Origin of the sequence: Amycolatopsis iheyensis, from assembly GCF_024703995.1 — a bacterium.
Classification (GTDB): Bacteria; Actinomycetota; Actinomycetes; order Mycobacteriales; family Pseudonocardiaceae; genus Amycolatopsis; species Amycolatopsis iheyensis.
In genome coordinates, this window is sequence record NZ_JAMXQV010000001.1 from 358,304 (window position 1) to 380,689 (window position 22,386).

Sequence of the window (22,386 nt, forward strand, 5' to 3'; positions counted from 1 at the left end):
AGTCACAACAAAGTAGCTCCCGATCAGCGGGTCAAAAGTCACTTTTGCATAACATTTGTCTGGACCAATAGCTCGACCGGGTGAGGGAGTTCGTGACCACTTGTCTGGTTGAGTGCGCGGTGGGCGAATGACTGAACCGAGAAACACCCGTCAAGCGGGTGACCACGAACGAGTGACATGCGACGATCCCGTGCCACACCCGGTCCCCCTACCGAGGAGTAGCATGGCCCGTTCGCGGCTGTTCCGATCTCTCATCGTCTTCTGTCTCGTGGCGGCTCCGCTTTCGGTCGCCGCCGCCGTCCCCGCCTCCGCTGCCCCGTTGACGAGCGGCGGTGTCGTCAACTTCGGCTGTGCCAACTCCGGGAAGCTGCACTGCCTCGGCAAGGCGATCCGGTCCCCGAAGGGCAACGGCCCGCTGCTCAACGCCACCCCGGTCGGCTACGGGCCGGCCGAGATCCAGGCCGCGTACAACCTCGGTGGGCTGCACTCGAACGGCAAGACCGTGGCCATTGTGGACGCTCAGGACGCCCCGACGGCGGAGGCGGACCTGGCGAAGTTCCGCGCCGCGCGGGGACTTTCGCCGTGCACGACGGCCAACGGCTGCTTCAAGAAGGTCAACCAGAACGGCGCGGCGAGCCCCCTGCCCGCGCCCGACTACGGCTGGGCCGAGGAGATCAGCCTCGACCTCGACGCGGTGTCGGCGACCTGCCCGGACTGCAAGATCCTGTTGGTGGAGGCCGACTCCCCGGACACCGACCCGCTGATGACGGCGGTCGACACGGCCGCGGCGACGCCGGGCGTGGTGGCGATCTCCAACAGCTACGGCGGCACCGAGGACTCGACGATCCTCGCCGCGGACGCGCACCTGAACCACCCGGGCATCGCGGTGACGGCGTCTTCGGGCGACTCGGGCTACGGCGTGAGCTGGCCGGCGTCCTCGCCGTACGTCACGGCGGTGGGTGGCACGACGTTGAAGAAGTCGGCGAGCACCTCGCGCGGCTGGACCGAAACGACGTGGAAGGGCAGCGGCAGCGGCTGTTCCACCCTCGAGGCGAAACCGTCGTGGCAGCACGACACGGCGTGCGCGAAGCGGACGGTCGCGGACGTCTCGGCGGTCGCGGACCCGGCCACCGGCCTCGGCGTGTACGACACGTACAACAGCTGCGGCAGCTCGTCGTTCTGCGACCTGCTGCTGTCGCTGGGCCTCGCGCAGGGCGCGGACGGCTGGGTGCAGGTCGGCGGCACGAGCCTGTCGTCGCCGGTGATCGCGAGCGTGTACGCGCTGGCGGGCAACTCGGTGACGTCGGGGTCGTACCCGTACGCCCACACCGGCGGGCTCAACGACGTGACGTCCGGCTCGAACGGCAGCTGCGGCGGCACGTACCTCTGCACGGCCGGCCCCGGCTACGACGGGCCGACCGGGCTGGGCACGCCGAACGGCACGTCAGGGTTCTGACCGCCGGAGCGGCGCTCCGATCGCGGCGGTCAGCTCGACGTCGATCCGCGTCCGGAGCTCGCCCCACACGCAGACCGTTTCTTCCCACGGGTGCCCGAAGGTGCCCAGGCGGAGGTCTGACGTGAGGTAGCCGAAGTAGTCACCGTCCGGGAAGACGGCGCCGGGCCACCGCGGTCCGGCGCCGCCGACCCGAGCCGGGTCGAAGCGGTAGCCGACGTGCTGCCAGTCGAGCCAGTAGAGTTCCTCGCCGATGGCGCGGAGTCCCTTGTGGACGATTTCGGAGAGGGCGTCCAGCCGGGCGTCGTCGAGGTCGCCGACGCGCCAGGTCGCCGAGCCCGGCGGTTCGGTGATGCCGGGGAACACTCTCGTGTCGGGCCGGAAGGCGAACCGTTCGCGGAACCGCGCCCAGATCTCGTCGTGCTCCGGTTCGGCGGACAGCTGCCGCACCGGGCGGGTGCGCGCGGGCTCGCCGGGAGACGGCCGGTGGAAGCGGGTGACCGTGGTGACCGCGCGCATGCCGGCCGCTTCGAACGCGGCTCGCAGGTCGCCGGTGGCCTCGACGAGCAAGTACCGCACGTCCGGGTGGCGCCATAAGGCAGGACGCTGCGGGTTGCGCCAGTCCCGGGCGGCCAGCGCGGCCGCGAACCCGGGGCCGGTGACACCGTCGAGCACCATGAACTCATCGACCGCCCGGCCCCACGCGACGTTCCCGGCCGCGTCGGACGCGACTTCGGCCGAGCGGTCCAGGTGGCTCCCGTCGGCGGCGAACTCGGCGTACGGGCGGCGGTGGGGCCCGGTCGCCGCGGACCGGGCGTGGAGCCACACCTCCTCGACCCGGTCGGGCCAGTCCACCGGCTCCGTCCCGATCGGACGGACCAGCACCGCGCGCGCCGGCTCGGCCGTGAAGCCCGCATCGCGCAGGCGCTCGGAAAGCCCGGTGTCGTAGCCGTACACCGGCCACAGCACCGGCTCGTTCCGGCGGGCGAACGCCTCGACCTGCCGGGCGACGAGCGCGTCGAGGTCGCTCTCGGGCAACGGCCCGTGGCTCACCTCGCCGTGGGTGCCGTAGTGGGTCCGGACGACCGGTCCGTCCCGCTCGATCACCGCACCCACCGGCGGCAACTCCGGCACCCAGGTGCGCAGCCGGTTCAGTGCCTCTTCCATGCGCCCGATCTTCCACGGACGGGTGACCTTCGCTTGCGGGCCCCCGCCGCGGGGTAACGATGACTGCATGCTGGACACCGAAGTCCTGTCGCGGACTCCGCCGCGGGCCCTCGACGTCGTCACCCCGGTCGGTGAGGTGCGGTTCGCCGTGCGCGTCAGTGGCTGGGACGTGCCCGCGAGACCCGAACACACCTGGGGGCTCGGCTCCGGCGCGCGGCTGTGCCGGTGGCGCCACCAGTCCGTCCGGCTCGACGTGCTCTCCGGGGCCACCGCCCCTGAGCAGCCCGGGATCACCCGCGAGACCGTCGTCTTCCGGGTGCTGGCGCGGGAAGCGCTCAGCGAGTTCGTCGTCCAGGCCGAGCTCGGCGGGGCACCCGAGGACGTCGAGGCCGGCGAAGGCGCTTTCACCGCCAAGACCGCCGATGCCGTGGTGAGCGTCGGCGGCCCCGGCGTCGAGGAGCTGCGCCGGTGTTCCCGGGAAGGGCGGCACGTGCCGCCGTACTGGTCGGGGGAGCTGGCCGGCGCCGTCGAGCTCGACGGTGCGCGGCTCACCTGGCAGCTGCCCGGCGTCGAGCGCGGGGACTACGCCGAGCTGTGGGTCTCCGTCGCCTGGAGTGCGGCCGGCGAAGACCCGGGCCCGGCCGTCGCCATCGACCCGGCCCGGGTGCTGCGCGAGCTAACCCAGTGAAATCCGGTCCAGATCCGGCGCGCCGGCCCGGTCGTTGCCGATCCGGATCGTGTTGGCGCCCGCGGTCAGCGTCACCGGGACCGAAGTGGTGTACGGGGTGTTGTTCCCGACGCCGCTGACCTTCACCTCCACCGGCGCGCCGCCGTTCACCGACACGAAGTACGACCGGTCGCCGTTGACGGTGAAGTCCAGGTAGAGCCGGTACTGACCGCCCGCCGGAACCAGCACGCCGGGGAACGTCACCGCCGCGCCCGGCCCGATGTTGCGCACCTTCTGCCCGCCCGAGCAAGGCGAGCAGCTCGTGACACCGGCGTCGCCGATGTCGTTCGCCGAATCCTCCGCCTCGCGCATGAACACGCGATCGGCCGGCCGCTGCCGCACCGGCACCGGTTTGCTGACCGACTTCGCCCGCCCGAGCGTCGTGAAGTTCGCCGTCACCGGGATGGTGACGTCCTGGGCCGCCGGGGCGGTCACCGTCCACGATCCACTGAGGACCTGGCCGAGCCGCAGGTTCGCCGCGGTCACCGGCGCGCCCTGGAGCGTCCAGCCCGCCGGGACGACCGGGGCCAGGGACACCTGGTCGACCGGGTCGTCGACGTCGAGCCGCAGCGAGGCGGTGATCTTCAAGACTTGCTGCCCTGGCGAAACCCATTGCACACCGGCGGGTTCGACGGTCAGCGTCGTCTTCGGGGTGGCCGACTCGGGTGGCAGCGGCGCCACCGCGATCCGGTCCAGGGCGGCCGTGCCGGACACCTTGATGGTGTTGGCCCCGGCGTTCGTCGGCACCGCGATCGCCCCCGGAGCCGCGACGGTGACCGGTGCGGCGCCGTTCACGCTCACCGAGAGCGTGCCCGGGCCCGCGGTGTCCAGCTGCAGCCGCGACGGGCCCGCGGCCTGGACGTCCCGGAAGACGACCGCGCCGTGGTCGAGGCCGGTCACCGCGTTCGTGCCCGAGCACGCCTCGCACCACACCGGCGTCGCCGCGCCCTCGAAGCCGTTGCGCCACGACTCCGCCTCCAGCGGCACCTCGCCGCGCGGGTCCGGGTAGCCGTAGGCGACGTCGATCTCGTCGAGGGCGAGCTGGTGGTAGAACGGCTTGGCCTGCGGGCCGGACCACGTGTTCAGCACTTCCAGCTGCAGGTACCGCGCGTGCACCTCGCCGACGTCGATGAACTGGACGCCACGGGTGCTCGGCAGGGCGCCGGTGCGCACCGTGCGCCAGGTCTTCCCGTCGTCGCTGGCGTGGACCCGGTAGTCCTTGATCCGCGCGGAATCCTCGGCACGGCCGAAGGACTCCCGGGCGGCCGTCGGCGACGACTCGCGCTCGTGCACGGCCAGGTAGGCCGTGGACCGCTTCTTGCCGAGGTCCAGCGTCACCGACACCGGCTGCTGCCCACCCGCGTCCCAGTAGTTCAGGTAGCTGCCGTCGACGAGGTTCGCCGCCGAGGACGCGTTCGCCGACGCGGTCGCCTTGATCAGGCTCTTGTCGTAGAAGTACTGCTGCCCGGCGGTGTCCACTTCGAACACCGTGTCGTAGAGGTCCCAGTCCTTGATGTCCAAAATGGATAGATAGCCGCCGGACTGGGCGAAGCGCATCGGCTTGCCGGTGCGCACATCGGACACTCCGGTGACGCGGTAGCCGTTGTCGCGCAGGCGGACCAGGTTCGTCGACGGCCTCGTGACGACGTGGACGTACTGCGTCTTCCCCTGCACGGTGATGACGCCGTGCGCGCCGTCGTTCCAGAAGCCCGGCTGCATCCCGCCGTACATGTAGCCGCCGCCCTCGGTGCCGGTCAGCGTCTTCTTGATCGGCTGCGTCCAGGACGCCATGAAGTTGTTGAACGCTTCCTGCTGCGGCGGGAACTTCCCGTTCAGCATGGCGGTTTCGGCCATCAGCGACTTGATCGACGAGCCCGCGTTCGTGATGTAGCGGCCGGTGGAGAGCCGGACGTCGACGGCCTGGTCGCCGCCGCTGTACCACCAGTCGCCGTTGGTCGGCAGCTTGTAGTCGGCCTCGGTGAGCCGCGGCATCGGCGTGTAGATCGCCTGGGGGTAGTCGTAGGACGGGGTCATGCCGGTCTTCTGCTCGTTGCTGACCGTGTCCATGATCGGCGTGTCTTCGTTGTTGTTGCTCAGCAGCCAGGACGGCCGCTTCTCGCGGATGTGCTCGTAGAGCCCGTGCTGCTCCCAGTACTCGTTGTCGTTGTCGATCCAGAACCCGGCGAGGCCGGCATAGCGGTCCATGACCTCGTCGAACAGGTCGTAGCTGAACTCGCCGAAGCCGGGCCGCGTCGTCAGGTCGACCGGGTGGCCCTTGTAGGCGGAGTAGGCGGCCGAGTCGAGCGACTCGTGGCCGGTTTCGTTGTGCCACTGGGGATCGTCGGTCATGTAGAGCATGACGCGGACGCCCTTGGCCTGGCCCGCGGCGATCAGCTCGCCGAGGAAGTCGCGCTGGGTCGAGCAGCTGCCCGGGATCTTCGACGGCCACGGCCGCGCGTAACCCAGGCGGCTGTGGAAGGTGGTGAGCACGACGTAGGACGCGCCGAGCTTCGTCGCCTCGTCGATCCAGTAGTCCGGCGTCCAGCCGCCGGCGGTGACGTCGTGCTCCCAGGCGGCGCAGTCGGTGTGCCGCGGCGCGGTGAACATGCCCCAGTGCAGGAACAGCCCGGCCGTCGACGCGCGCAGCCAGTCCTGGCGCGGGTTGAACAGCTCGGCGTGTGCGGGGGTGACCAGGGTCGCCAGCAGCACGACGACCGCGGCGAGGCAGGCACGGACTCTCATGGGCCACTCCTTCGTCCGGAGAGGTCCGATGATTGTGCTGTCATATATCGTACGTCAAGGAAAGATGCCGATCAGCGGGATACAGTCGTCCGATCTGTCACATCTTCGTCGTAGGCCGCGTCAAGGTGGTGACCGCTCCGCGAAAGGACGACCCCGTGACCGACGACCTGCTGGCCCGCAGCTTCGAGACCCACCGTGACCACCTGCGGTCCGTCGCCTACCGGATGCTGGGGTCGCTGACCGAGGCCGAGGACGCCGTCCAGGAGTCGTGGCTGCGGCTGAGCCGGAGCGACTCGGCCGCCGTCGAAAACCTCGGCGGCTGGCTGACGACGGTCGTCGGGCGGGTCTGCCTCGACATGCTGCGCTCGCGCAAGGCCCGGCGCGAGGAGTCGTGGGACGTCCTGGTGCCGGACCCGATCATCAGCCGCGAAGAGGCCGGCCCTGAGCACGAAGCGCTGATGGCGGACTCGGTCGGGCTCGCGCTGCTGGTCGTGCTCGACACGCTCACCCCCGGCGAGCGGCTGGCGTTCGTGCTGCGGGACATGTTCGCGATGCCATTCGGCGAGATCGCGTCGATCGTCGGCCGCTCGGAGGCGGCGACCCGGCAGCTGGCGAGCCGCGCCCGGCGGCGGGTGCAGGGCGCGCCGGTGGCGCCGGACCCGGACCTCGCCCGGCAACGCGAAGTCGTCGACGCCTTCCTGGCCGCGGCCCGCGGCGGCGACTTCGAGGCGCTGGTGTCGGTGCTGGACCCGGAGGTCGTGCTGCGCGCGGACCGCGGCCCGTCGGCGGGCGGCTCGGTGGAGGTGCGCGGCGCGGCGGCGGTCGCGGGCCAGGCCCTGACGTTCTCCCGCCTGGGCGCGGGCGGCGGCGTGGTGCGCCGGGCCCTGGTCAACGGCGCGGCGGGCGTGGTGGCGACCCGCGAAGGCCGCCCGTTCTCGGTGCTGGGCTTCACGGTGGCGAGCGGCCGCATCGTGGAGATCGACATCCTGGCGGACCCGGCCCGCCTGGAGCACCTGGACCTGGCAGTCCTGGACTGATCTCAAGCGCCCCAATGTGGCCTTGGTTGCGTCTGACGCACCGAAGGCCACATTGGGTGCGTCTCACGCACCGAAGGCCACATTGGGGCGCTTGACGACCGCGCCGGTCTCGTCGGTGACCAGCGCGATCTCCGCGCGGTCGTCGAAGTGGAGGTACTCGCGGTGGCCGTCCGCGTGGTGGCGGACCGTGCCCGCCACCACGATCACCAGCTCGCCGTCCTCCAGCGCGTACAGCTCGTCCGGGGTCAGGACTTCGCGGATCTGCGTGCCGTTCGTGATCAGCGTCCGGACGCGGCGGCCCGTGTGGTCGTAGCCGTACAGCGCGTTCACCCCGTCGTCGCCGTGGACGCCGCGCAGGCGGCCGAACGCGTCGCGGATTTCGCTGCCCGGCAACCGTTCCGGCGCCTTCGGCAGCCCCGGCCCGACCACGTGCAGCAGCCCGCCCGGTCCCGTCACCACGTGGTCCGGCGCGAAGTGCTCGCTCACGCCGTTCTCGTAGTGCACCGCCGTGCGGCGGCCGAGCAGGTCGTACTGGACCGCGTCCACGAACCCCGGCACGCTCACCAGCCGGCCGACCTCGTCGTACTGGTGCCGCACCGTCAGCCGGCCGTCGCCGGCGTCAGGGTAGGTCACCTCCGACAGCCGGCCGTCCGCACGGCGCACCACGTCCAGCCGGTACTCGACGGCCACGTGCGCCGGGCGCCAGCGCTTGCCCGCCGGGTTGCCGAGCGCGTCGTAGCCGAACAGCGTCACGCCCGACTCGTCGGCGACGCGCACCAGCCGCCCGCAGCTGTGCGGGCCCGCTTCGAGCGGCAGCGGGAGCCCGCCGTCGTGGTAGGTGAACGTCGTGACCGGCGTGCCGCCCGGGTCGTCGACCAGCACCGCCACCACCCGGTCGTTCGCGTCGTGCACGCGGTACACCGTGTGCCCGCCCGCGGTCCGCGACTCCACCGGGTTGCCGCCGGCGTCCAGCGCGTGCACGACGCCATCCGCACCGCGCAGCTCCCGGCCGAGCAGGTCGCGGACACCCGGCGCCGAAGTGCCCGAAGTGTCCGAAGTGGACGTCCCGAGTGGACGACCGAGCGCGTCGTAGCGGAACTCCGCCGGCTCGGACCGCGGCCCGCCGTCGCGGAACGCCCGGCTCGTCCGGCAGACCAGCCCGCGTGCGCAGTACTCGTGGTGCTCGTCGACGACGTCGCCGAGCAGCTCGGCGTGCCGGCGCTCCAGCAGCCGGCCGTCGCCGTCGCGGACCTCGGTCGTCACCAGCACCTCGGCCTCGCCCGACACCGCCCGCTGCTCGGTGGTCACCCGCGTCCGGTCGTAGCGGTGCCGGACGGTCGGCAGGTCCGCCGTGTCACCCGGCCGGACGACGGTTTCGGGCCGGCCCAGCGCATCGTGGGTCACCGTCGTCACCGCGCCCGCCGGGTCGGTCACCTCGCACACCCGCGCCGTGCGGACGTCGTGGCGCGTGACCGTCACGTTCCCGAGCGGGTCCGTGGCGACCTCGGGGAAGCAGCGGTCGGCCGAGTATCGCACCTCGTGCAGGTGCCCGAGCGGCGTGGTCGTCGTCGTGCGCAGACCGGTGACGGTGTCGAGCCGCCCGTGGAACGTCGTGACCCACCAGCCGTCCTCGCCGGGACGGCGGTGGTAGCCGTGGTGGCGGAAGTCCGGCGGCATCGGGCCGTAGACGTCGGCGGCGAGCGCGTCGGTGAGCACCAGCTCCTCGCGCGCGGTGAGCAGGCCGTGCGAGCCGGCGCCGCCGTCCGGGCGTTCGTCGTAGCGGAACAGCTTGTCGGACAACACTTTTCCGGCGCCGTCGAGCTCGCGGATTCGGGATGGCAACGCGGTGAAGCGGTGGTCCGGGTCGGTCGCGTACGTCGTGTGCGTCTCGCGGACGACCGGCGCGTGCCCGGGCCGCTCGGTCGTCACGACCGCCCGCGCGGGGTTCCCGGCGGCGTCGAACCGGGTCTCGGTCGTGGTCACCGACACCGGCCGCTCCCGGCGCTCGAACACGGTGGTGACCGAACGTGTCCACTGTGGACGTCGGGAGTGCGTCACCCGGCGGTACGGCCGGTCCTGCTCGGCCGAGCCGTCGAGACCGTAGACCTCTTCCCGGTCGAGGAGCCCGCCGTCGCCGAACCAGCGGATGGTCCGCAGCGTCGGCGCGTACTCGTCGCCGAGGTCGTCCTGGACGACCCGGCCGAAGCCGGCGCCCCGGCTGTCGTGGTACTCGAGCTCGGTCACGCCCAGCTGTCCGGTGACCGCCTCGCGCCGCGAGACGCGCCGGACCACCGGCAGCGTCTCGACGGTCTCGTACTCGACCGACGTGAGCAGCCCGAGCCCGTTGTCGATCTCGCTCAGCCCGCCGGCCCGCGGAAGGTCGCCGGCCGCGAGCGAGTGGTGGGGCATCGGGTCGGTGTCGAGCAGCAGCACGCCGCCGCCGGACCGGGCCTTCGCGGCGAGCTGGACCCGTTGCGGCGCCGGCGGTTCGGTGCGGGCGTAGGCCAGCCGCAGCACCGGCGCGGCCAGTTCGGCGCCGTGCGCGTCGAACCCGGTGAGCGCGACCGACGACAGCAGCGAGGCGCCGGTGACGTCGTCCTCGTCGTAGCCCAGCCGCCACCGGCGGACCAGCGGCCGCGGGGTGCCCGGGACCAGCAGCTCGATCCGGGTGCAGCGCAACGCCGTCGTGACGAGGGTGCCGCCGCGGCCCCAGCGCAGCACGTCCGGCCGCGGCTCGTAGGAGAAGTCCACTTCGTACGGTCCATAAGCGACCTTCGCGAGATACGCCTGCCCGCTGTGGTGCGCCCAGCCGAACACCGCCGTGTCGCCGAACGGGTCCTCGGTCCGGTCGAGGTAGCAGGCCACACCGCCGCCCTCGGCCGGGCCGAGGAAGTGCCGGAGCCCCGATCGGGTGGTCAGCAGGAAGCCGTCGCCCCGGCGGGTGAGCCGGCCCTCGGCACCCGAGCGCGCGCGCCCGGCCTGCAGCCGGACGTGCGGCAGCGGCAGCGCGAACCCGCCGCCGAACGGGCTGTTCGGCGCGCCGGTGGTGTAACGCAGTGCCAGCGCGGGCGCGCTGCCGCCGGGGCCGGGCGGCAGGTCGAGCGGCACCGTGAAGCTGCCGCCGCCGGTGGCGGGTTCCGGGGTGAACGCGCCACCCAGTCCCCGGACGGGGGCGGGACGGCCTGCCTCCTGCGCGCTCGACCGGAGCGGAACCATGCTGATCTCCCCCGACTCGGGTTCGTGACCTCTCGGCGGCCAGGTGGGTGAGACAGGCCGCGCAGATACGTCTTCACCCGATTGCCGTCTTCGTTACCCAGTCGTGATGTCCGTGTCGTATCCCAGTGTCGGCCCGCGGGTCTTTCCCGAGTGCCATCAGTGATCAATGGCGGAGGGTGGACCCGATGGTCGTCAAGTTCGTGCGGGACGAGACCGCGGAAGCGGCGGAGGACGCGAGCACGCTCAACGAGCTCCCGGCCCCGCCCAGACAGGTGCTCGACCGCCACGGCGCGCGGGTGCTCGACCCGGCGACCGCCGTGGTCGTCGCCGGGCAGCCGGTGCCGCGCACGACCGTGTACCGGCCGGGCACCTTCCTGCTCCCCGCCCGCTACCTGCGTGACCAGGAGACGCTGGCCGCGATCAACCGGGTGCTCGCCCGCATCGGCATCTACGCGGCCCCGGCCGACCGCGGCGACTCCGGCAAGGAGCGCGTGCGGCAGTCCGACGACCTGCCCGTCCGGGCCCTGCTGCACGTCCGCGACGACTCGGAGCCGGTCGTCGTCGACTGCTGGAAGGCCCTGCAGCTGCTGCGGTCCGCCGCTTCGGGGGAAAAGCCCGAGATCGACCCGGACGTCGTCGCCGAGATGTCCGTCGAGCACCTGCTCTTCACCTCGCCGGTGTTCGGCGGGGTGCCGTGGGAGACCAGCGGCCTCGGCGGCACCCTCTGGGAGACCAGCGGGTTCGGCGCCGGCAGCTCGTACGGGCGCACCCGCGGCGCCAACCGGATCCCGGTCACGCTCGCCGCCGAACCACCCTTCCGCAGCAAGAAGCCTGCGCACCGGAGGCCGGTGATCGCGGTGCTCGACACCGGCATCGGCCCGCACCGCTGGTTCGGGCTCGCCGACCGCACCGCCCCGCCGCCCGCCGGCACCGGCCTCACCGTGGCGCCGGACATCCAGGACGCCATCCTGCAGGCCGAGCTCGCGTCCAGCACGGTGCCCACGCAGCTGCTGACCGACTACTGGGACGCGCCGTCGACCGGGCAGCCGCTGATCGGCGACGTCGACACCGACACCGGACACGGCCTGTTCATCGCCGGCATCATCCGCCAGGCCTGCCCCGAAGCCGACACGCTCGCGATCCGCGTCGTGCACAGCGACGGCGTCGCCTACGAAGCCGATGTGCTGCTGGCGCTGCACCTGCTCGCCGACCGCGTGCGGAACGCCCAGGCGAACAACCGGCCGCAGGACCTGGTCGACATCGTCTCGCTGTCGCTGGGCTACTACCTCGAAGACCCGGTGGACGTCGCCTTCACCGGCAAGTTCGCCGCGGTCATCGCCGAGCTGCTCGGCCTCGGCGTGCTCGTCGTGGCCGCCGCGGGCAACGACGCCACGACCCGCCGCTTCTACCCGGCCGCCTTCGCCGACCAGCCGCTGGGCAGCGGCTGCGGCCCGCAGGTGATCAGCGTCGGCGCGCTCAACCCGGACCTCGGCGCGAGCCGGGCGCTGTTCTCCAACGAAGGCCCGTGGGTGCGCTGCTGGGCGACCGGCGCCGGCGTCGTCAGCACGTTCCCGGCCGACGTCCGCGGCACCGCGGCCGCCGACCACGAGGTGCCCGAGCGGGGCCGCAGCTCCTTCGACCCGGACGACTACTCGGCCGGCTTCGCCGTCTGGGACGGGACGTCGTTCGCCGCGCCGCTCGCCGCCGCCGAACTGGCCAAGGCGCTTCTGCAGGCCGGGGACCTGCACACGGTGGACCGCGACACCGTGGTCAAGCGGGCTTGGGCCGCGCTGGGCTCGCTGTGACCGTGGCCAAGACCGACCACAGCCGCGTAGCGGCCTTGTTCGACGCCGCGCGGGAGGGCGACCGCGCGGCGCTGGACGAACTGGTTTCCCTGCTCACGCCGCTGCTCTGGCAGGTCGCGCGGGACCAGGGCCTGGACGCCGACCAGGCGGCCGACGTCGTGCAGACGACCTGGCTGCGGCTGCTCGGCTCGTTCGCGGAGATCCGCTCGCCGGTCGCGCTGACCGGCTGGCTGATCACCGTCACCAAGCGGGAAGCCTGGCGGGCTGGGGAAAAACGCCAGGTGGAACGGCCGCTGCCGGAGCTCCCGGAGCGGCTTTCCGAAGCAGTGCCGGCACCCGAGGAGGGGGTGCTGCGTGACGACCAGCGCGCGCGGTTGTGGCGCGCGGTCGACAACCTGCCCGAACGCTGCCGCAGCCTGCTGCGGATCGTGGCGTTCGTGCACCGGCCGGACTACGCCGAAGTCGGCGCCCGGCTGGGAATGCCGAGGGGGAGTATCGGCCCGACCAGGGGACGTTGCCTCGCGCGCCTGCGCGAGCAGCTACTCGCCAACGGCGAAGGAGATTGGCTGTGACCACCGTCGAACCACCCGGCGCGAACGAGCCCTTGGACGAGCTCGACTTCCGGCTGCTGGCCGGATTGCGCGAGCTGTGGGAAGACGCCGACCCGATGCCCGACACGCTGGTGGAGCAGATCCGGTTCGCGATCGCACTGGAGGACGTCGACCTGGAAGTGATGCGGATTCGTGAACAGGAGGAGCTCGCGAGCGCGCGAAGCGCCGCCGAGCAGGGAAGACTCATCACTTTCGACAGCGAAAGCCTCACCATCATGGTGAACGTCAGCCCGGAGACGACGGGTACGATCCGCCTGGACGGCTGGCTCACCCCACCCGCCGAGCACCCGATCGAGATCCGCACCGCCGACGGACCGCTCACGACGACCTCGGACGCCGAGGGCCGGTTCGCCGTCAACGGTGTGCCGCACGGGATGGTGCAGGTCCTCGTGCGCACGCTCGGGCGGTCGAGGACGGTGAGCACGCCGGCCATCGAGTTGTGACCCGCCCTGCAACGGATTCCGACGGAATCGGCGTGCCGGCGGCCGGCGTCCGCACGACGCTGCGCAAGCTCTCGCCAGCCTGGCAAGAGCCGGCCCGGTACGTCATTTACGACTACATGGCACACGCGCGGGAAATCCCGGCCGGCTACCAAGTGACGATGGACGAAGTCCGGCGGGTAGCGCGAGCGTTCCTGGAAACCGGAGTGTTCCGGCCGGACTGGTCGCCGATCGGCCCGGAGAGTAGTTCGCCGGGCGAGATGTTCTTGGACGACACCGCGTCGGAGGTACGGTTGTGACCCGCCCTTCTCGGCCGAGGGGGACGGTCCCGGCCGGAAGGGCAGCCCCGTGGCGGCGTCTGCGCAGGTCGTCGAGGACCGGGTGCGCGATCTGCACCGGCGTGCGGTCGCGGCGACCAACAACGGCCAGCCGGTGGTCGGCGGCCGCCTGATCCGGTCCGCCGCGCGGCTGCTGGGCCTGCCCGCGACCGCGCCACCCGCCGAATGGCCGGCCTGGCCCGACCTCGCGACACGCGTCCTCGGCACGTACGCGGCCGTCGAAACCGCGCTGGGCAACAGCGCCCGCGGGCTCGCGCTGCTCGATGAAGCCGACGTCCTCGTGTCGGCCGCCGGACGCGGGATCCTGCGCCAGCAACGGGGTCTGGTGCTCATCCTGATCGGCCGGATGGACGAAGCCCTGGTGTGCTTCGACGAAGCGATCCCGCTGCTGCGCCAGGCCGGCGAGTTCGTCGTGCTCGCCAGGACGCTGCTCAACCGCGCGATGCTGCACCAGTACGCCGGGCGCGTCCGGCTCGCGCTCGCCGACCTCGACCAGTGCGAGCAGATCGGCGCCGGGCAGGCGTCGGAAGAGGGCCTGGAGCGGATCTTCGCGAAGGCGGCACACGGCCGCGGCCAGGCGCGCGTGCTGACCGGCGACATCCCGGGCGCCCTGCGCGACTTCGACGCGGCGAGCGGGTTCTACGCGCGCCAAAGCGTCGGGATGCTGCCGGTGCTGGCCGTCGACAAGGCGCGGGCGCTGCTCGCCGCCGGGCTCCCGCAGGAAGCCGCGGCCGAGCTCGACGCCGCTCTCGAGCAGTTCCCGCGGCTGCGGATGAACCAGGAGCACGCCGAAGCCGAGCTGACCCGGGCCCTGACCGCGTTGGCTGGCGGCGAACCGTCGGCCGCGCGGAGCTGGGCGGTCCGCGCCGAGCGCCGCTTTCGCCGCCGGGGCAACGAAACCTGGGCGGCGGTGGCCCAGCTGACCGTGCTGCGCGCGGACTTCGCGGCCGGCCGGCGGATCGCCCGCGTCGCCGGTGAAGCGACCGCGCTGGCCGACCGGCTCACCGGGCTGGGCCTGCGCAACGACGCGGAAATCGCGGCCCTGCTGGCCGCGCGGGCCCGGATCGCGCTGGGCGACCTCGACGGCGTCCGCGCCGGGATCGCCCCGCGCGACCGCCGGACCGCCCCGCTGGAGAACCGCCTGGTCCGCCGGCTCGCGCTGGCGGAGCTCGGGGCCGCGACCGGCGACCGGCGCACCACGTTCACGAACGCGCGGGCCGGGCTGACCCAGCTCGAACGGCACCGCGGCCGGTTCGGCAGCATCGACCTGCAGACCGGGACGACGTCGCTGGGCAAGGAGCTCGCCGACGCCGGCCTGGCCGCCGCGCTGGCCCAGCGCTCGCCCGGCGTCGTGTTCCGGTGGCTCGACCGGTCTCGCGCGCAGGCGTTCCGGTTCCGGCCGGTGCGCCCGCCCGCGCACCCGGAAACCGTCGACGCCGTCGCCGAGCTGCGGTTCCTGTCGATGCAGATCCGCGCGGGCGAGCTGTCCGGGAAGCCGGACGCCCAGGCCGTGAAGCGGTGTGCCGCGCTGGAACGGGAAATCCGCGCGAAGGGCTGGCAGGCCGAGGGCGCCGGCGAGGACCACCCGGAGGCGAAGCTGCGCGAGGTGGGCGACGAGCTCGCCGAGACCGGCAGCGCGATGGTGTGCTTCCTCGCCGACCGCGGCGCGTTGTGCGCGCAGGTGATCGCGGACCACCGCGTCGCGCTGGTCGAGCTCGGCCCGGCGTCGGCGGTGGCGGAGCCGGTGGCGCGGCTGCACAGCGACCTCGACGCGTTGTGCGGGCGCCAGCTGCCGGCCCGCCTCGACCAGGTCATCCGCGCGTCGGTGCGGACGCAGGTCACCGCGCTCGACGGGATCCTGCTGGCGCCGCTGGCTTCCCGGCTGGGCGACCTCGACGTCGTCGTCGTGCCGACCGGCGCGCTGTCGGCGATCCCGTGGGGCCTGCTGCCGACGGTGCGCGGGCGGCCGGTGACGGTCACGCCGTCGTCGTCGGCCTGGCTCGACGCGGGTCGCCGGCCCCGCCGGGCCGAGGGTGCGCCGCTGCTCGTCGCGGGCTCGGACCTGACCCACGCGGACGCCGAGATTTCGGCGCTGGCCCCGTTCTACCCCGAGGCCGAGGTGCTGACCGGCCCGGAGGCGACGGTCGCGGCGACGCTCAAGGCGTTCGACGGCTGCCGGCTGGCGCACTTCGCCGCGCACGGTCACCACGAGCAGGAGAACGTGCTGTTCTCCCGGCTGAACCTGGCCGACGGGCCGTTGATGGCCTACGACGTCCAGCAGCTCGCGACCGCGCCGGAGCAGGTGGTGCTGTCGTCCTGCGACGTCGGCCAGGCGGTGGTCCGCGCGGGCGACGAGGTCCTCGGGTTCACGGCGGCGTTGCTCTACGGCGGCAGCCGGACGGTGGTCTCGAGCGTGGCGCGGGTCGACGACCGGACCGCCGGCGGCGTCATGCTGGCCTACCACCGGGCGCTGTCGGCGGGCACGCCCCCTGCGCGTGCCCTGGCCGACGCCGCGCGGGCGGAACCGCTGATGCCGTTCGTCTGCTTCGGCCGTGGTTGACATCTGTCTTGACGTCTGACCGTCCGGTGGGTTGCTTTCGGGTGATCGACCCCATCCCGGCGCATCCCCGTGGGGGTGCTGGGCATCTTCCCTGGTGAGTCCAGTTGATCACGGAACGAGGGAGGATCACCATGAAGCGAACCGCTACCGCGCTGATCGTCGGGGGCCTGACGGCCGGTGGGCTGTTCCTGGCCACGGGGGCCGCGAACGCGATGCCGAGCGACACCCCGTGCGGCGCCTCCGACGTGAACGTGAGCGTCACGCCGGACCCGTCGGGCGCCGCCGGGCACGAAGCCTTCGTCCTGACCTACACCGCGGCCTCGCCGACGACGAACTGCAAGCTCGAGGGCGCGCCGACCGCGGTGTCCTTCCTGGCCGGCGGGCAGCAGCTGCCGGTGACGACGTCGCCGGACAACTCGGAGTCCGTCCCGGTGAACCTGCGTGCCGGGCACCCGGCGGAGTCGCGGGTCATCCAGCGCTCGGCGGCGGCGCCGTCGGCCACGCCGGAGTTCGTGACGTTCGACCTGCCGACCGGCCCGTTCGGCCAGCCGGTGAGCGTCGCCTGGCCGGCTGGGGAGCCGCTGAAGGGCGACAACGTCCAGGTCACGCCGGTCAGCTGAGTTTTCCGGACACAGGGAGGAATGTCATGAAGCGCATCTTGGTGGGGATCGGCACGGCGGCGGGGGCCTTCGCGCTGGCAGCTTGCGGCACTTCGACGGCGGCTGCTCCGGCCGCGGCTCCGGCTCCGGTGGCTGATTCCGCCCCGGCGGCCGGCGGGGCCGGGGGTGGCGTGGCGCCGGCGTCGACGAAGACGCCGCGGTGCACCACGGCGGACCTGGAGGTCCTGCTGGGCAAGCCGGCCGAGAAGAACGACGCGCCGGGTCAGTACGACATCCCGCTGACCTTCCGGAACACGACGGACCACACGTGCGGCCTGTACGGCGTGCCGGGAGTGGACCTCGTCGGCCCGGACGACGCGACGTTCGGCGCGGTGTACCACCTGCCGCGCATCAACAACGGCGTGAAGTACAACGAGGTCACGGCGGGCACGACCGCGTCGGCGACGATCACGGTCCTCAAGCCGGCGGACGGCGAGCCGACCTGGACGCCGACCCACCTGAACACGATCCCGCCGGGCTCGACCCAGCCGCTGACCGCGGACTGGCCGTCGGACCTCCCGGTCCTGCGCCAGGACGCGGCCACCCACCCGGGCTCGTACGTGAACGGCATCCTCGCCGACCCCGCCTGACCGGCCCCGCCCCAAGCGCCCCAATGTGGCATTGGGTGCGTTGAGCGCACCCAATGTGGCGGGGGGGGGGGGGGGCGGCCCCCCCCCCCCCCAGGGGGGGGGGGGGGGGGGGGGGGCCGGGCGGGGGGGGGGGCGGGGGCCGCCCCCTTGGGGGGGGTGGGGGGGTCCGCCGCCCCGAACGCCACATTGGGGCGCATGTGAACCGGCCCCGGAACGGCGGAAGGCCGCCACCCGAGCCGGGTGGCGGCCTTCCTGCGTCGGGAACCTCAGTCGGCGACCGGGGCGAGCTTGCCGGCCTCCCAGGCCGCGCGGCGCTCGGCCTGCAGCACCGGGTCGGCCACCGGCGCCGCCGACAGCAGGCGCTTCGTGTACTCCTGCTGCGGCGAGTGCAGCACCTGGTCACGGGTGCCGACCTCGACGAGCTTGCCGTGCTGCATCACCGCGACGCGGTCGGCCAGCAGGTCGACCACCGCGAGGTCGTGGCTGATGAACAGGCACGCGAACTGCAGCGACTGCTGCAGGTCGAGGAACAGGTCCAGCACGCGGGCCTGCACCGACACGTCCAGCGCCGACGTCGGCTCGTCCGCGATCAGCAGCGCCGGGTCGAGCGACAGCGCGCGGGCGATCGCGACGCGCTGGCGCTGGCCGCCGGAGAGCTCGTGCGGGTAGCGGTTCATGTAGTGCCCGCCCAGCTCGACCTTGTCGAGCAGCGAGCGCACGCGGGCCGAGAGCTCCTTGCCGGAGAGCACCTTGTGCAGCACCATCGGCTCGGCGATCGACTCGCCGATCGTCATCTTCGGGTCCAGCGTGGACGCCGGGTCCTGGAACACGATCGAGAAGAACCGGCGCAGCGGGCGGATCTCCTTCGCCGACATCGTGGTGATGTCCTTGCCCGCGATGGCGATCGTGCCCTGGGTCGCACGCAGCAGGCCGACGGCGCAGCGGCCGACCGTCGACTTGCCCGAACCGGATTCGCCCACCAGGCCGACGATCTCGCCCTTGGCGATGGTCAGCGAGACGTCGTCCACCGCGCGGTTCTTGGCCTGGCCGCGGCGGCCCGGGTACTCGAGCACCAGGTTCTTGATCTCGAGGGCCGGCGCGGCCTCCTCGATCACGGCCTCCAGCTCGGCGTCGGCCAGCCGGATCTCCTCGGCGATCTTGGCCGCCTCGGTGCTGTCGGAGGCGATCCCGGCGTCGTCGAGCAGGCGGCGCCCCTCCGGGCGCTGGCCGAGCACCGGCACCGCGGCGAGCAGCCGGCGGGTGTAGTCCTCCTTCGGCGACGCGAACAGCTCGCGCGATGGCGCCTCTTCGACGATCTCGCCCTGGTACATCACGATGACGCGGTCGGCCATGTCGGCGACGACGCCCATGTCGTGCGTGATCAGCACGATCGCGGTGTCGAGGGTGTCCCGCAGCTTGCGCAGCAGGCCGAGGATCTCCGCCTGGACCGTGACGTCGAGCGCGGTGGTCGGTTCGTCGGCGATGATGACCTTCGGGTCGCACGAGATCGCCATGGCGATGACCACGCGCTGGCGCAGCCCGCCGGACAGCTGGTGCGGGTACTGCTTGAACCGCAGTTCCGGGTTCGGGATGCCGACCATGTCGAGCAGCTCGACCGCGCGCTTGTCGGCGGCGGCCTTGGAGATCTCCTGGTGCGAGCGCAGGGCCTCGCGCAGCTGCCAGCCGACCGTGTAGACCGGGTTCAACGCGGTCATCGGCTCCTGGAAGATCATCGCGATCTGGTTGCCGCGGATCTTCTGCTTCTCCTTCTCGGAGAGGCTGGCCAGGTTCCGTTCGCCGAGGCGCAGCTCGCCGGCGATCTTGCTGGTCTTGGGCAGCAGGCCCAGCACCGACATCGACGTGACGGACTTGCCGGACCCGGACTCCCCGACCACGGCGACGATCTCGCCGGGCTTGACGTCGAACCCGATGCCCTTGACGGCGTTGACGACGCCGTCCTCGGTCTGGAACGACACGCTGAGGTCGGAGATGGACAGGACCGATCCTGACACGCCGGCGACGTCCGCCGAGGTTGCTTCAGTGCTCACCAGATGCCCTTCGTGGGGGTACAGACAATCGCGACGCGGCGGTGTTCCTCCTACGCCGCGACTCGCGCGAGGATAACCGAGGGTGTCCCCGACTATGGTCGGAGCACGGGAATTACGCTCAACCCGTGATCTCCCCGCTACCGCGCAGGCTGCTGCTCGTCCACGCCCATCCCGACGACGAGAGCATCACCACCGGCGCCACGATCGCACGATACGCCGCCGAAGGCGCCGAAGTGGCGGTGGTGACCTGCACGCTGGGCGAAGAGGGCGAGATCATGGCCGGCCTGCCCGAGCTGGCCGGGCTGCGGGCCGGGGCGGCCGACCAGCTCGGTGGTTACCGGGTCACCGAGCTGAGGGCCGCGTGTGCCGCGCTGGGGGTGTCACAGCATCGTTACCTGGGCGGACTCGGGCGGTGGCGTGATTCGGGCATGGCGGGCACGCCGTCGGCGTCGCACCCCCGGGCGTTCACCGGGGGACGCGCCGAGGAGCAGGCCGCGCAGCTGGCGGAGGTCCTCGACGAGTTCGAGCCGCAGGTCGTCGTCACCTACGACGCCTTCGGCGGTTACGGCCACCCCGACCACATCCGCGCCCACGAGATCACGATGGCCGCGGCGCCGCGGGCCCGGTCGGTGCGGCGGGTGTTCCACACGGTCGCTTCGCGCGACGCCGTGCGCGCCGGGTTGGTCGCGCTGCGTGACCGCGAGCGGGTGTTCCGCGTGCCGGCCGAAGACGAGCTGCCCACGACGCCCGACGAGGAGGTCACGACCGTCCTCGACGTCGCCGCGCACCTCCCGGCGAAGCTGGCGGCGCTGCGCGCGCACGCGACCCAGCTGACCGTGGTCGACGACGACGTCCCGTACTTCGCGCTGACGAACGAGATCGCCCAGCCGATCCTCGGCCGGGACGCTTACGTCCTGGCGCATGGGCCGGCCGACGGCGCCGGGCACGACCTGTTCGGCGGGCTGTGACCGTGGAGCGGCTGACCACGGGCCAGGTGCTGCTGCTGGTGCTGCTCGCCCTCGACACGGTGGTGCTGGCCATCGTCGAGCTGTTCTTCCTGCCGCTGCGGATCGGCGTGGTCCCGGTGCCGGTGACGGTCCTGGTCGGCGCGGTCACCACGCCGTGGCTGGTGGCGACGACGGGCAAGCTGGTGCGGCCCGGGCTTTCGTGGGTACCCCTGGCGGTGTGGGTGGTCGTCGTGTTCGGGTTCGGCCTGCTGGGCCCGGGCGGCGACGTGGTGCTGATCCAGGACTGGCGGGCGCTGGTGCTGCTGGGCGCGAGCGCGCTGCCCGGCGCGCTGGCCCTCGGCGGCGGGCTGGGCCAGGCGGCGGGAAGGAAACCGGGACGTGGCTGAGGCGATCTCCGACAAGCAGGTCGTGGCCGTGCTGCGGCCGTTCGTGCGGGCGTGCGGGCCGATGCTCGACGCGCTGCGCGAGTCCGACCCGTTCGGCCTGCAGGCCCGCGCGGCCGACGACCTGGCCGAGGTCGAGTCCGGGCTGAAGGCGAAGCTGATCCACGGCGTGACGTCGGTGAAGGTGCCCGGCACGGCGGCGTGGGCGCGGATGACGGGCTACGACCGGTCGAGCTGGTGGATGAACCGCGTCGGCCGGTTCACGGCGCTGCTGACGTCGATCCCGGGCCTGGGCGGCGCGCTGGCCGACCGGCTGCCGGTGCAGGACGCGCTGGGGGCGGCGTCGCAGGGGCTGCTGCTGTGCGCGATCGCGGGCGAGTACGGCGTCACGGACGTCGGCACGCGGGTGCGGCTCATCGCGTGGGTGCTGTTCGAGCGGGACATCGACGCGGACCTCGCGGCGGGCCGGCACCCGGAGCACGACGAGGCGGCGGAGGCGGACGAAGCCGCGCGCCTGACCGAGGACCTGACGGCGTCGGAGAAGAAGCACGGCAAGGCGACGATCAAGGCCGCGGGCCGCACGCTCTGGCGCCTCGGCCGGGGCCTGCTGGGCATCACGGGCGAGCTGGAGAAGCGGCCGCGGGGCAACTTCGTGCACCGGGCGCTCGGCATGCTGCCGGTCGTCGGCGCGGCGGGGGACTACCTCGGGGAGCGGTCGGGGTTGCGCGTCGTCTGGAAGCGGGCGCACCTGTGGCTGACCGAGCGCCGCACGTGATCTTCCCGCGCGGCGCCCGACGCGAACCTCAGTTCCAGAACTGGAAGACGCTGAAGCCGATCTGCGCGCCGTCCACATAACCGCCGAACGCGCCGAAGAGCGCGTACGCGCCCTCCCACAGCGCCGCGTTCGCCGGCTTGATGAACCACAGGATGGCGAACAGGATGATCGGCGCCCACGGGCGGACCTTGGCGCCCAGCTCGCGCGCCTGCGGTGGCAGGTACGGCTCGATCGCGCCCCAGCCGTCGAGGCCCGGGATCGGGAGGATGTTCAGGATGAACGTCACGATCTGCAGCAGCGCCAGGTAGGACATCGCGATCACCAGGCCGCCCGCCATCGGCACCAGCGAGACGACCAGCGCCAGCGCCGCGCCGACCGCGAGATTGCTCAGCGGGCCCGCCAGCGACACCCACGACGACGTCCCGCGCGAGCGCAGCGCGCCGCGGTTGATCCACACCGCGCCGCCCGGGAGCGGGATGCCGCCGATGATGAGGAAGACCAGCGGCAGGACGATCGACAGGACCGGATCGGTGTACTTCCGGACGTCGAGGGTCAGGTAACCCTTGTGGGCGACGCTGTAGTCGCCGCCGCGGTAGGCGACCATCGCGTGGCCGAACTCGTGCAGCGACAGCGACGCCACCCAGCCGGCGGCGACGAAGATCACCACGCCGGCGATGAGCAGTGGATCACGGTCGCGGAGGAAAACGCTGTTGATGTCACCGAACGCGGCCATGGCGCCACCGGCCACGGTGAGCGCGAGGATGCCGAGGAAGACCGGGCTGGGGCGCACTGCTGACTTCTGCACGCTTCCAGTCTTCCGTATGCCCGGTGTGAAGTTACCGGCGTGTCCCCTTGCGCGATCGGGCC

The 22,386-nt window shown here is 72.5% G+C and carries 18 protein-coding genes; 13 read left to right on the plus strand and 5 right to left on the minus strand.

All coding sequences use genetic code 11. The annotated features are described in order from the left end of the window. Nucleotides 1-223 precede the first annotated feature (223 nt). Complete coding sequence (locus tag M8542_RS01840; protein WP_257918185.1) at nt 224-1,456, plus strand: S53 family peptidase; 1,233 nt, start codon at nt 224-226, stop codon at nt 1,454-1,456. Here M8542_RS01840 and M8542_RS01845 read toward each other — a convergent pair. Further along, on the minus strand, nt 1,445-2,620 hold the full coding sequence (locus M8542_RS01845) for a DUF2716 domain-containing protein (protein ID WP_257918186.1): 1,176 nt from the start codon (nt 2,618-2,620) through the stop codon (nt 1,445-1,447). The genes M8542_RS01840 and M8542_RS01845 overlap by 12 nt on opposite strands. A 67-nt stretch (nt 2,621-2,687) precedes the next feature. Between M8542_RS01845 and M8542_RS01850 the strand changes: the two genes are divergently transcribed. Then, nucleotides 2,688-3,308, plus strand: a complete 621-nt coding sequence (locus M8542_RS01850; RefSeq protein WP_257918187.1) for a hypothetical protein — start codon at nt 2,688-2,690, stop codon at nt 3,306-3,308. Here the strand turns inward: M8542_RS01850 and M8542_RS01855 are convergent. Next, complete coding sequence (locus M8542_RS01855) at nt 3,297-6,089, minus strand: alpha-L-fucosidase (protein ID WP_257918188.1); 2,793 nt, start codon at nt 6,087-6,089, stop codon at nt 3,297-3,299. The genes M8542_RS01850 and M8542_RS01855 overlap by 12 nt on opposite strands. 155 nt (nt 6,090-6,244) lie before the next feature. On the opposite strand from M8542_RS01855, the gene M8542_RS01860 reads away from it, so the two are divergent. Further along, nucleotides 6,245-7,126, plus strand: coding sequence for a sigma-70 family RNA polymerase sigma factor (locus M8542_RS01860; RefSeq protein ID WP_257918189.1), 882 nt, complete (start codon nt 6,245-6,247; stop codon nt 7,124-7,126). A gap of 63 nt (nt 7,127-7,189) precedes the next feature. Here the strand turns inward: M8542_RS01860 and M8542_RS01865 are convergent, their stop codons facing one another. Continuing rightward, nucleotides 7,190-10,342 (minus strand): SpvB/TcaC N-terminal domain-containing protein, encoded by a 3,153-nt coding sequence (locus tag M8542_RS01865; protein ID WP_257918190.1) that lies wholly within the window; start codon nt 10,340-10,342, stop codon nt 7,190-7,192. Between the two features lie 185 nt (nt 10,343-10,527). On the opposite strand from M8542_RS01865, the gene M8542_RS01870 reads away from it, so the two are divergent. The 7 genes from M8542_RS01870 (at nt 10,528) to M8542_RS01900 (ending at nt 17,345) form a co-directional block, all read left to right on the plus strand. Next, on the plus strand, nt 10,528-12,147 hold the full coding sequence (locus M8542_RS01870) for a S8 family serine peptidase (RefSeq protein ID WP_257918191.1): 1,620 nt from the start codon (nt 10,528-10,530) through the stop codon (nt 12,145-12,147). Continuing rightward, on the plus strand, nt 12,144-12,719 hold the full coding sequence (locus M8542_RS01875; protein WP_308210230.1) for an RNA polymerase sigma factor: 576 nt from the start codon (nt 12,144-12,146) through the stop codon (nt 12,717-12,719). Before M8542_RS01870 ends, M8542_RS01875 begins: the two co-directional genes overlap by 4 nt. Continuing rightward, nucleotides 12,716-13,201, plus strand: coding sequence for a hypothetical protein (locus M8542_RS01880; protein ID WP_257918193.1), 486 nt, complete (start codon nt 12,716-12,718; stop codon nt 13,199-13,201). Before M8542_RS01875 ends, M8542_RS01880 begins: the two co-directional genes overlap by 4 nt. Before the next feature lie 32 nt (nt 13,202-13,233). Further along, nucleotides 13,234-13,497, plus strand: coding sequence for an Imm1 family immunity protein (locus M8542_RS01885; protein WP_257918194.1), 264 nt, complete (start codon nt 13,234-13,236; stop codon nt 13,495-13,497). Nucleotides 13,498-13,546: 49 nt separating this feature from the next. Beyond that, on the plus strand, nt 13,547-16,096 hold the full coding sequence (locus M8542_RS01890; protein ID WP_257918195.1) for a CHAT domain-containing protein: 2,550 nt from the start codon (nt 13,547-13,549) through the stop codon (nt 16,094-16,096). A 131-nt stretch (nt 16,097-16,227) separates the two neighbouring features. After that, nucleotides 16,228-16,716 carry a DUF4232 domain-containing protein gene (locus tag M8542_RS01895; protein ID WP_257918196.1) on the plus strand — a complete coding sequence of 163 codons (489 nt, stop codon included), beginning with the start codon at nt 16,228-16,230 and terminating at the stop codon, nt 16,714-16,716. A 26-nt stretch (nt 16,717-16,742) separates the two neighbouring features. Further along, on the plus strand, nt 16,743-17,345 hold the full coding sequence (locus M8542_RS01900; protein WP_257918197.1) for a DUF4232 domain-containing protein: 603 nt from the start codon (nt 16,743-16,745) through the stop codon (nt 17,343-17,345). Between the two features lie 266 nt (nt 17,346-17,611). On the opposite strand, the gene M8542_RS01905 is transcribed toward M8542_RS01900, so the two are convergent. After that, nucleotides 17,612-19,393 (minus strand): ABC transporter ATP-binding protein, encoded by a 1,782-nt coding sequence (locus M8542_RS01905; protein ID WP_257918198.1) that lies wholly within the window; start codon nt 19,391-19,393, stop codon nt 17,612-17,614. Between the two features lie 125 nt (nt 19,394-19,518). Between M8542_RS01905 and mshB the strand changes: the two genes are divergently transcribed. From mshB to M8542_RS01920, 3 genes are read left to right on the plus strand one after another with little or no spacing between them, the layout of a single operon-like run. Continuing rightward, nucleotides 19,519-20,361 (plus strand): N-acetyl-1-D-myo-inositol-2-amino-2-deoxy-alpha-D-glucopyranoside deacetylase, encoded by an 843-nt coding sequence (gene mshB / locus M8542_RS01910; protein ID WP_257918199.1) that lies wholly within the window; start codon nt 19,519-19,521, stop codon nt 20,359-20,361. Further along, the gene (locus M8542_RS01915; protein ID WP_257918200.1) at nt 20,358-20,747 is read left to right on the plus strand and encodes a hypothetical protein; all 390 of its coding nucleotides are present in this window, start codon (nt 20,358-20,360) and stop codon (nt 20,745-20,747) included. The genes mshB and M8542_RS01915 overlap by 4 nt, the downstream gene beginning before the upstream one ends. After that, nucleotides 20,740-21,519 carry a hypothetical protein gene (locus tag M8542_RS01920; RefSeq protein WP_257918201.1) on the plus strand — a complete coding sequence of 260 codons (780 nt, stop codon included), beginning with the start codon at nt 20,740-20,742 and terminating at the stop codon, nt 21,517-21,519. The genes M8542_RS01915 and M8542_RS01920 overlap by 8 nt, the downstream gene beginning before the upstream one ends. 28 nt (nt 21,520-21,547) lie before the next feature. On the opposite strand, the gene M8542_RS01925 is transcribed toward M8542_RS01920, so the two are convergent. Continuing rightward, nucleotides 21,548-22,309 (minus strand): site-2 protease family protein, encoded by a 762-nt coding sequence (locus M8542_RS01925; RefSeq protein WP_257918561.1) that lies wholly within the window; start codon nt 22,307-22,309, stop codon nt 21,548-21,550. Between the last annotated feature and the right edge of the window lie 77 nt (nt 22,310-22,386).

Excerpts from the sequence above, each read along its gene's own strand:
- M8542_RS01895 (WP_257918196.1), top strand. The coding sequence starts at position 16,228 with ATGAAGCGAACCGCTACCGCGCTGATCGTCGGGGGCCTGACGGCCGGT.
- M8542_RS01845 (WP_257918186.1), bottom strand. The coding sequence starts at position 2,620 with ATGGAAGAGGCACTGAACCGGCTGCGCACCTGGGTGCCGGAGTTGCCG.
- M8542_RS01865 (WP_257918190.1), bottom strand. The coding sequence starts at position 10,342 with ATGGTTCCGCTCCGGTCGAGCGCGCAGGAGGCAGGCCGTCCCGCCCCC.
- M8542_RS01870 (WP_257918191.1), top strand. The coding sequence starts at position 10,528 with ATGGTCGTCAAGTTCGTGCGGGACGAGACCGCGGAAGCGGCGGAGGAC.
- M8542_RS01900 (WP_257918197.1), top strand. The coding sequence starts at position 16,743 with ATGAAGCGCATCTTGGTGGGGATCGGCACGGCGGCGGGGGCCTTCGCG.
- M8542_RS01850 (WP_257918187.1), top strand. The coding sequence starts at position 2,688 with ATGCTGGACACCGAAGTCCTGTCGCGGACTCCGCCGCGGGCCCTCGAC.
- M8542_RS01855 (WP_257918188.1), bottom strand. The coding sequence starts at position 6,089 with ATGAGAGTCCGTGCCTGCCTCGCCGCGGTCGTCGTGCTGCTGGCGACC.
- M8542_RS01840 (WP_257918185.1), top strand. The coding sequence starts at position 224 with ATGGCCCGTTCGCGGCTGTTCCGATCTCTCATCGTCTTCTGTCTCGTG.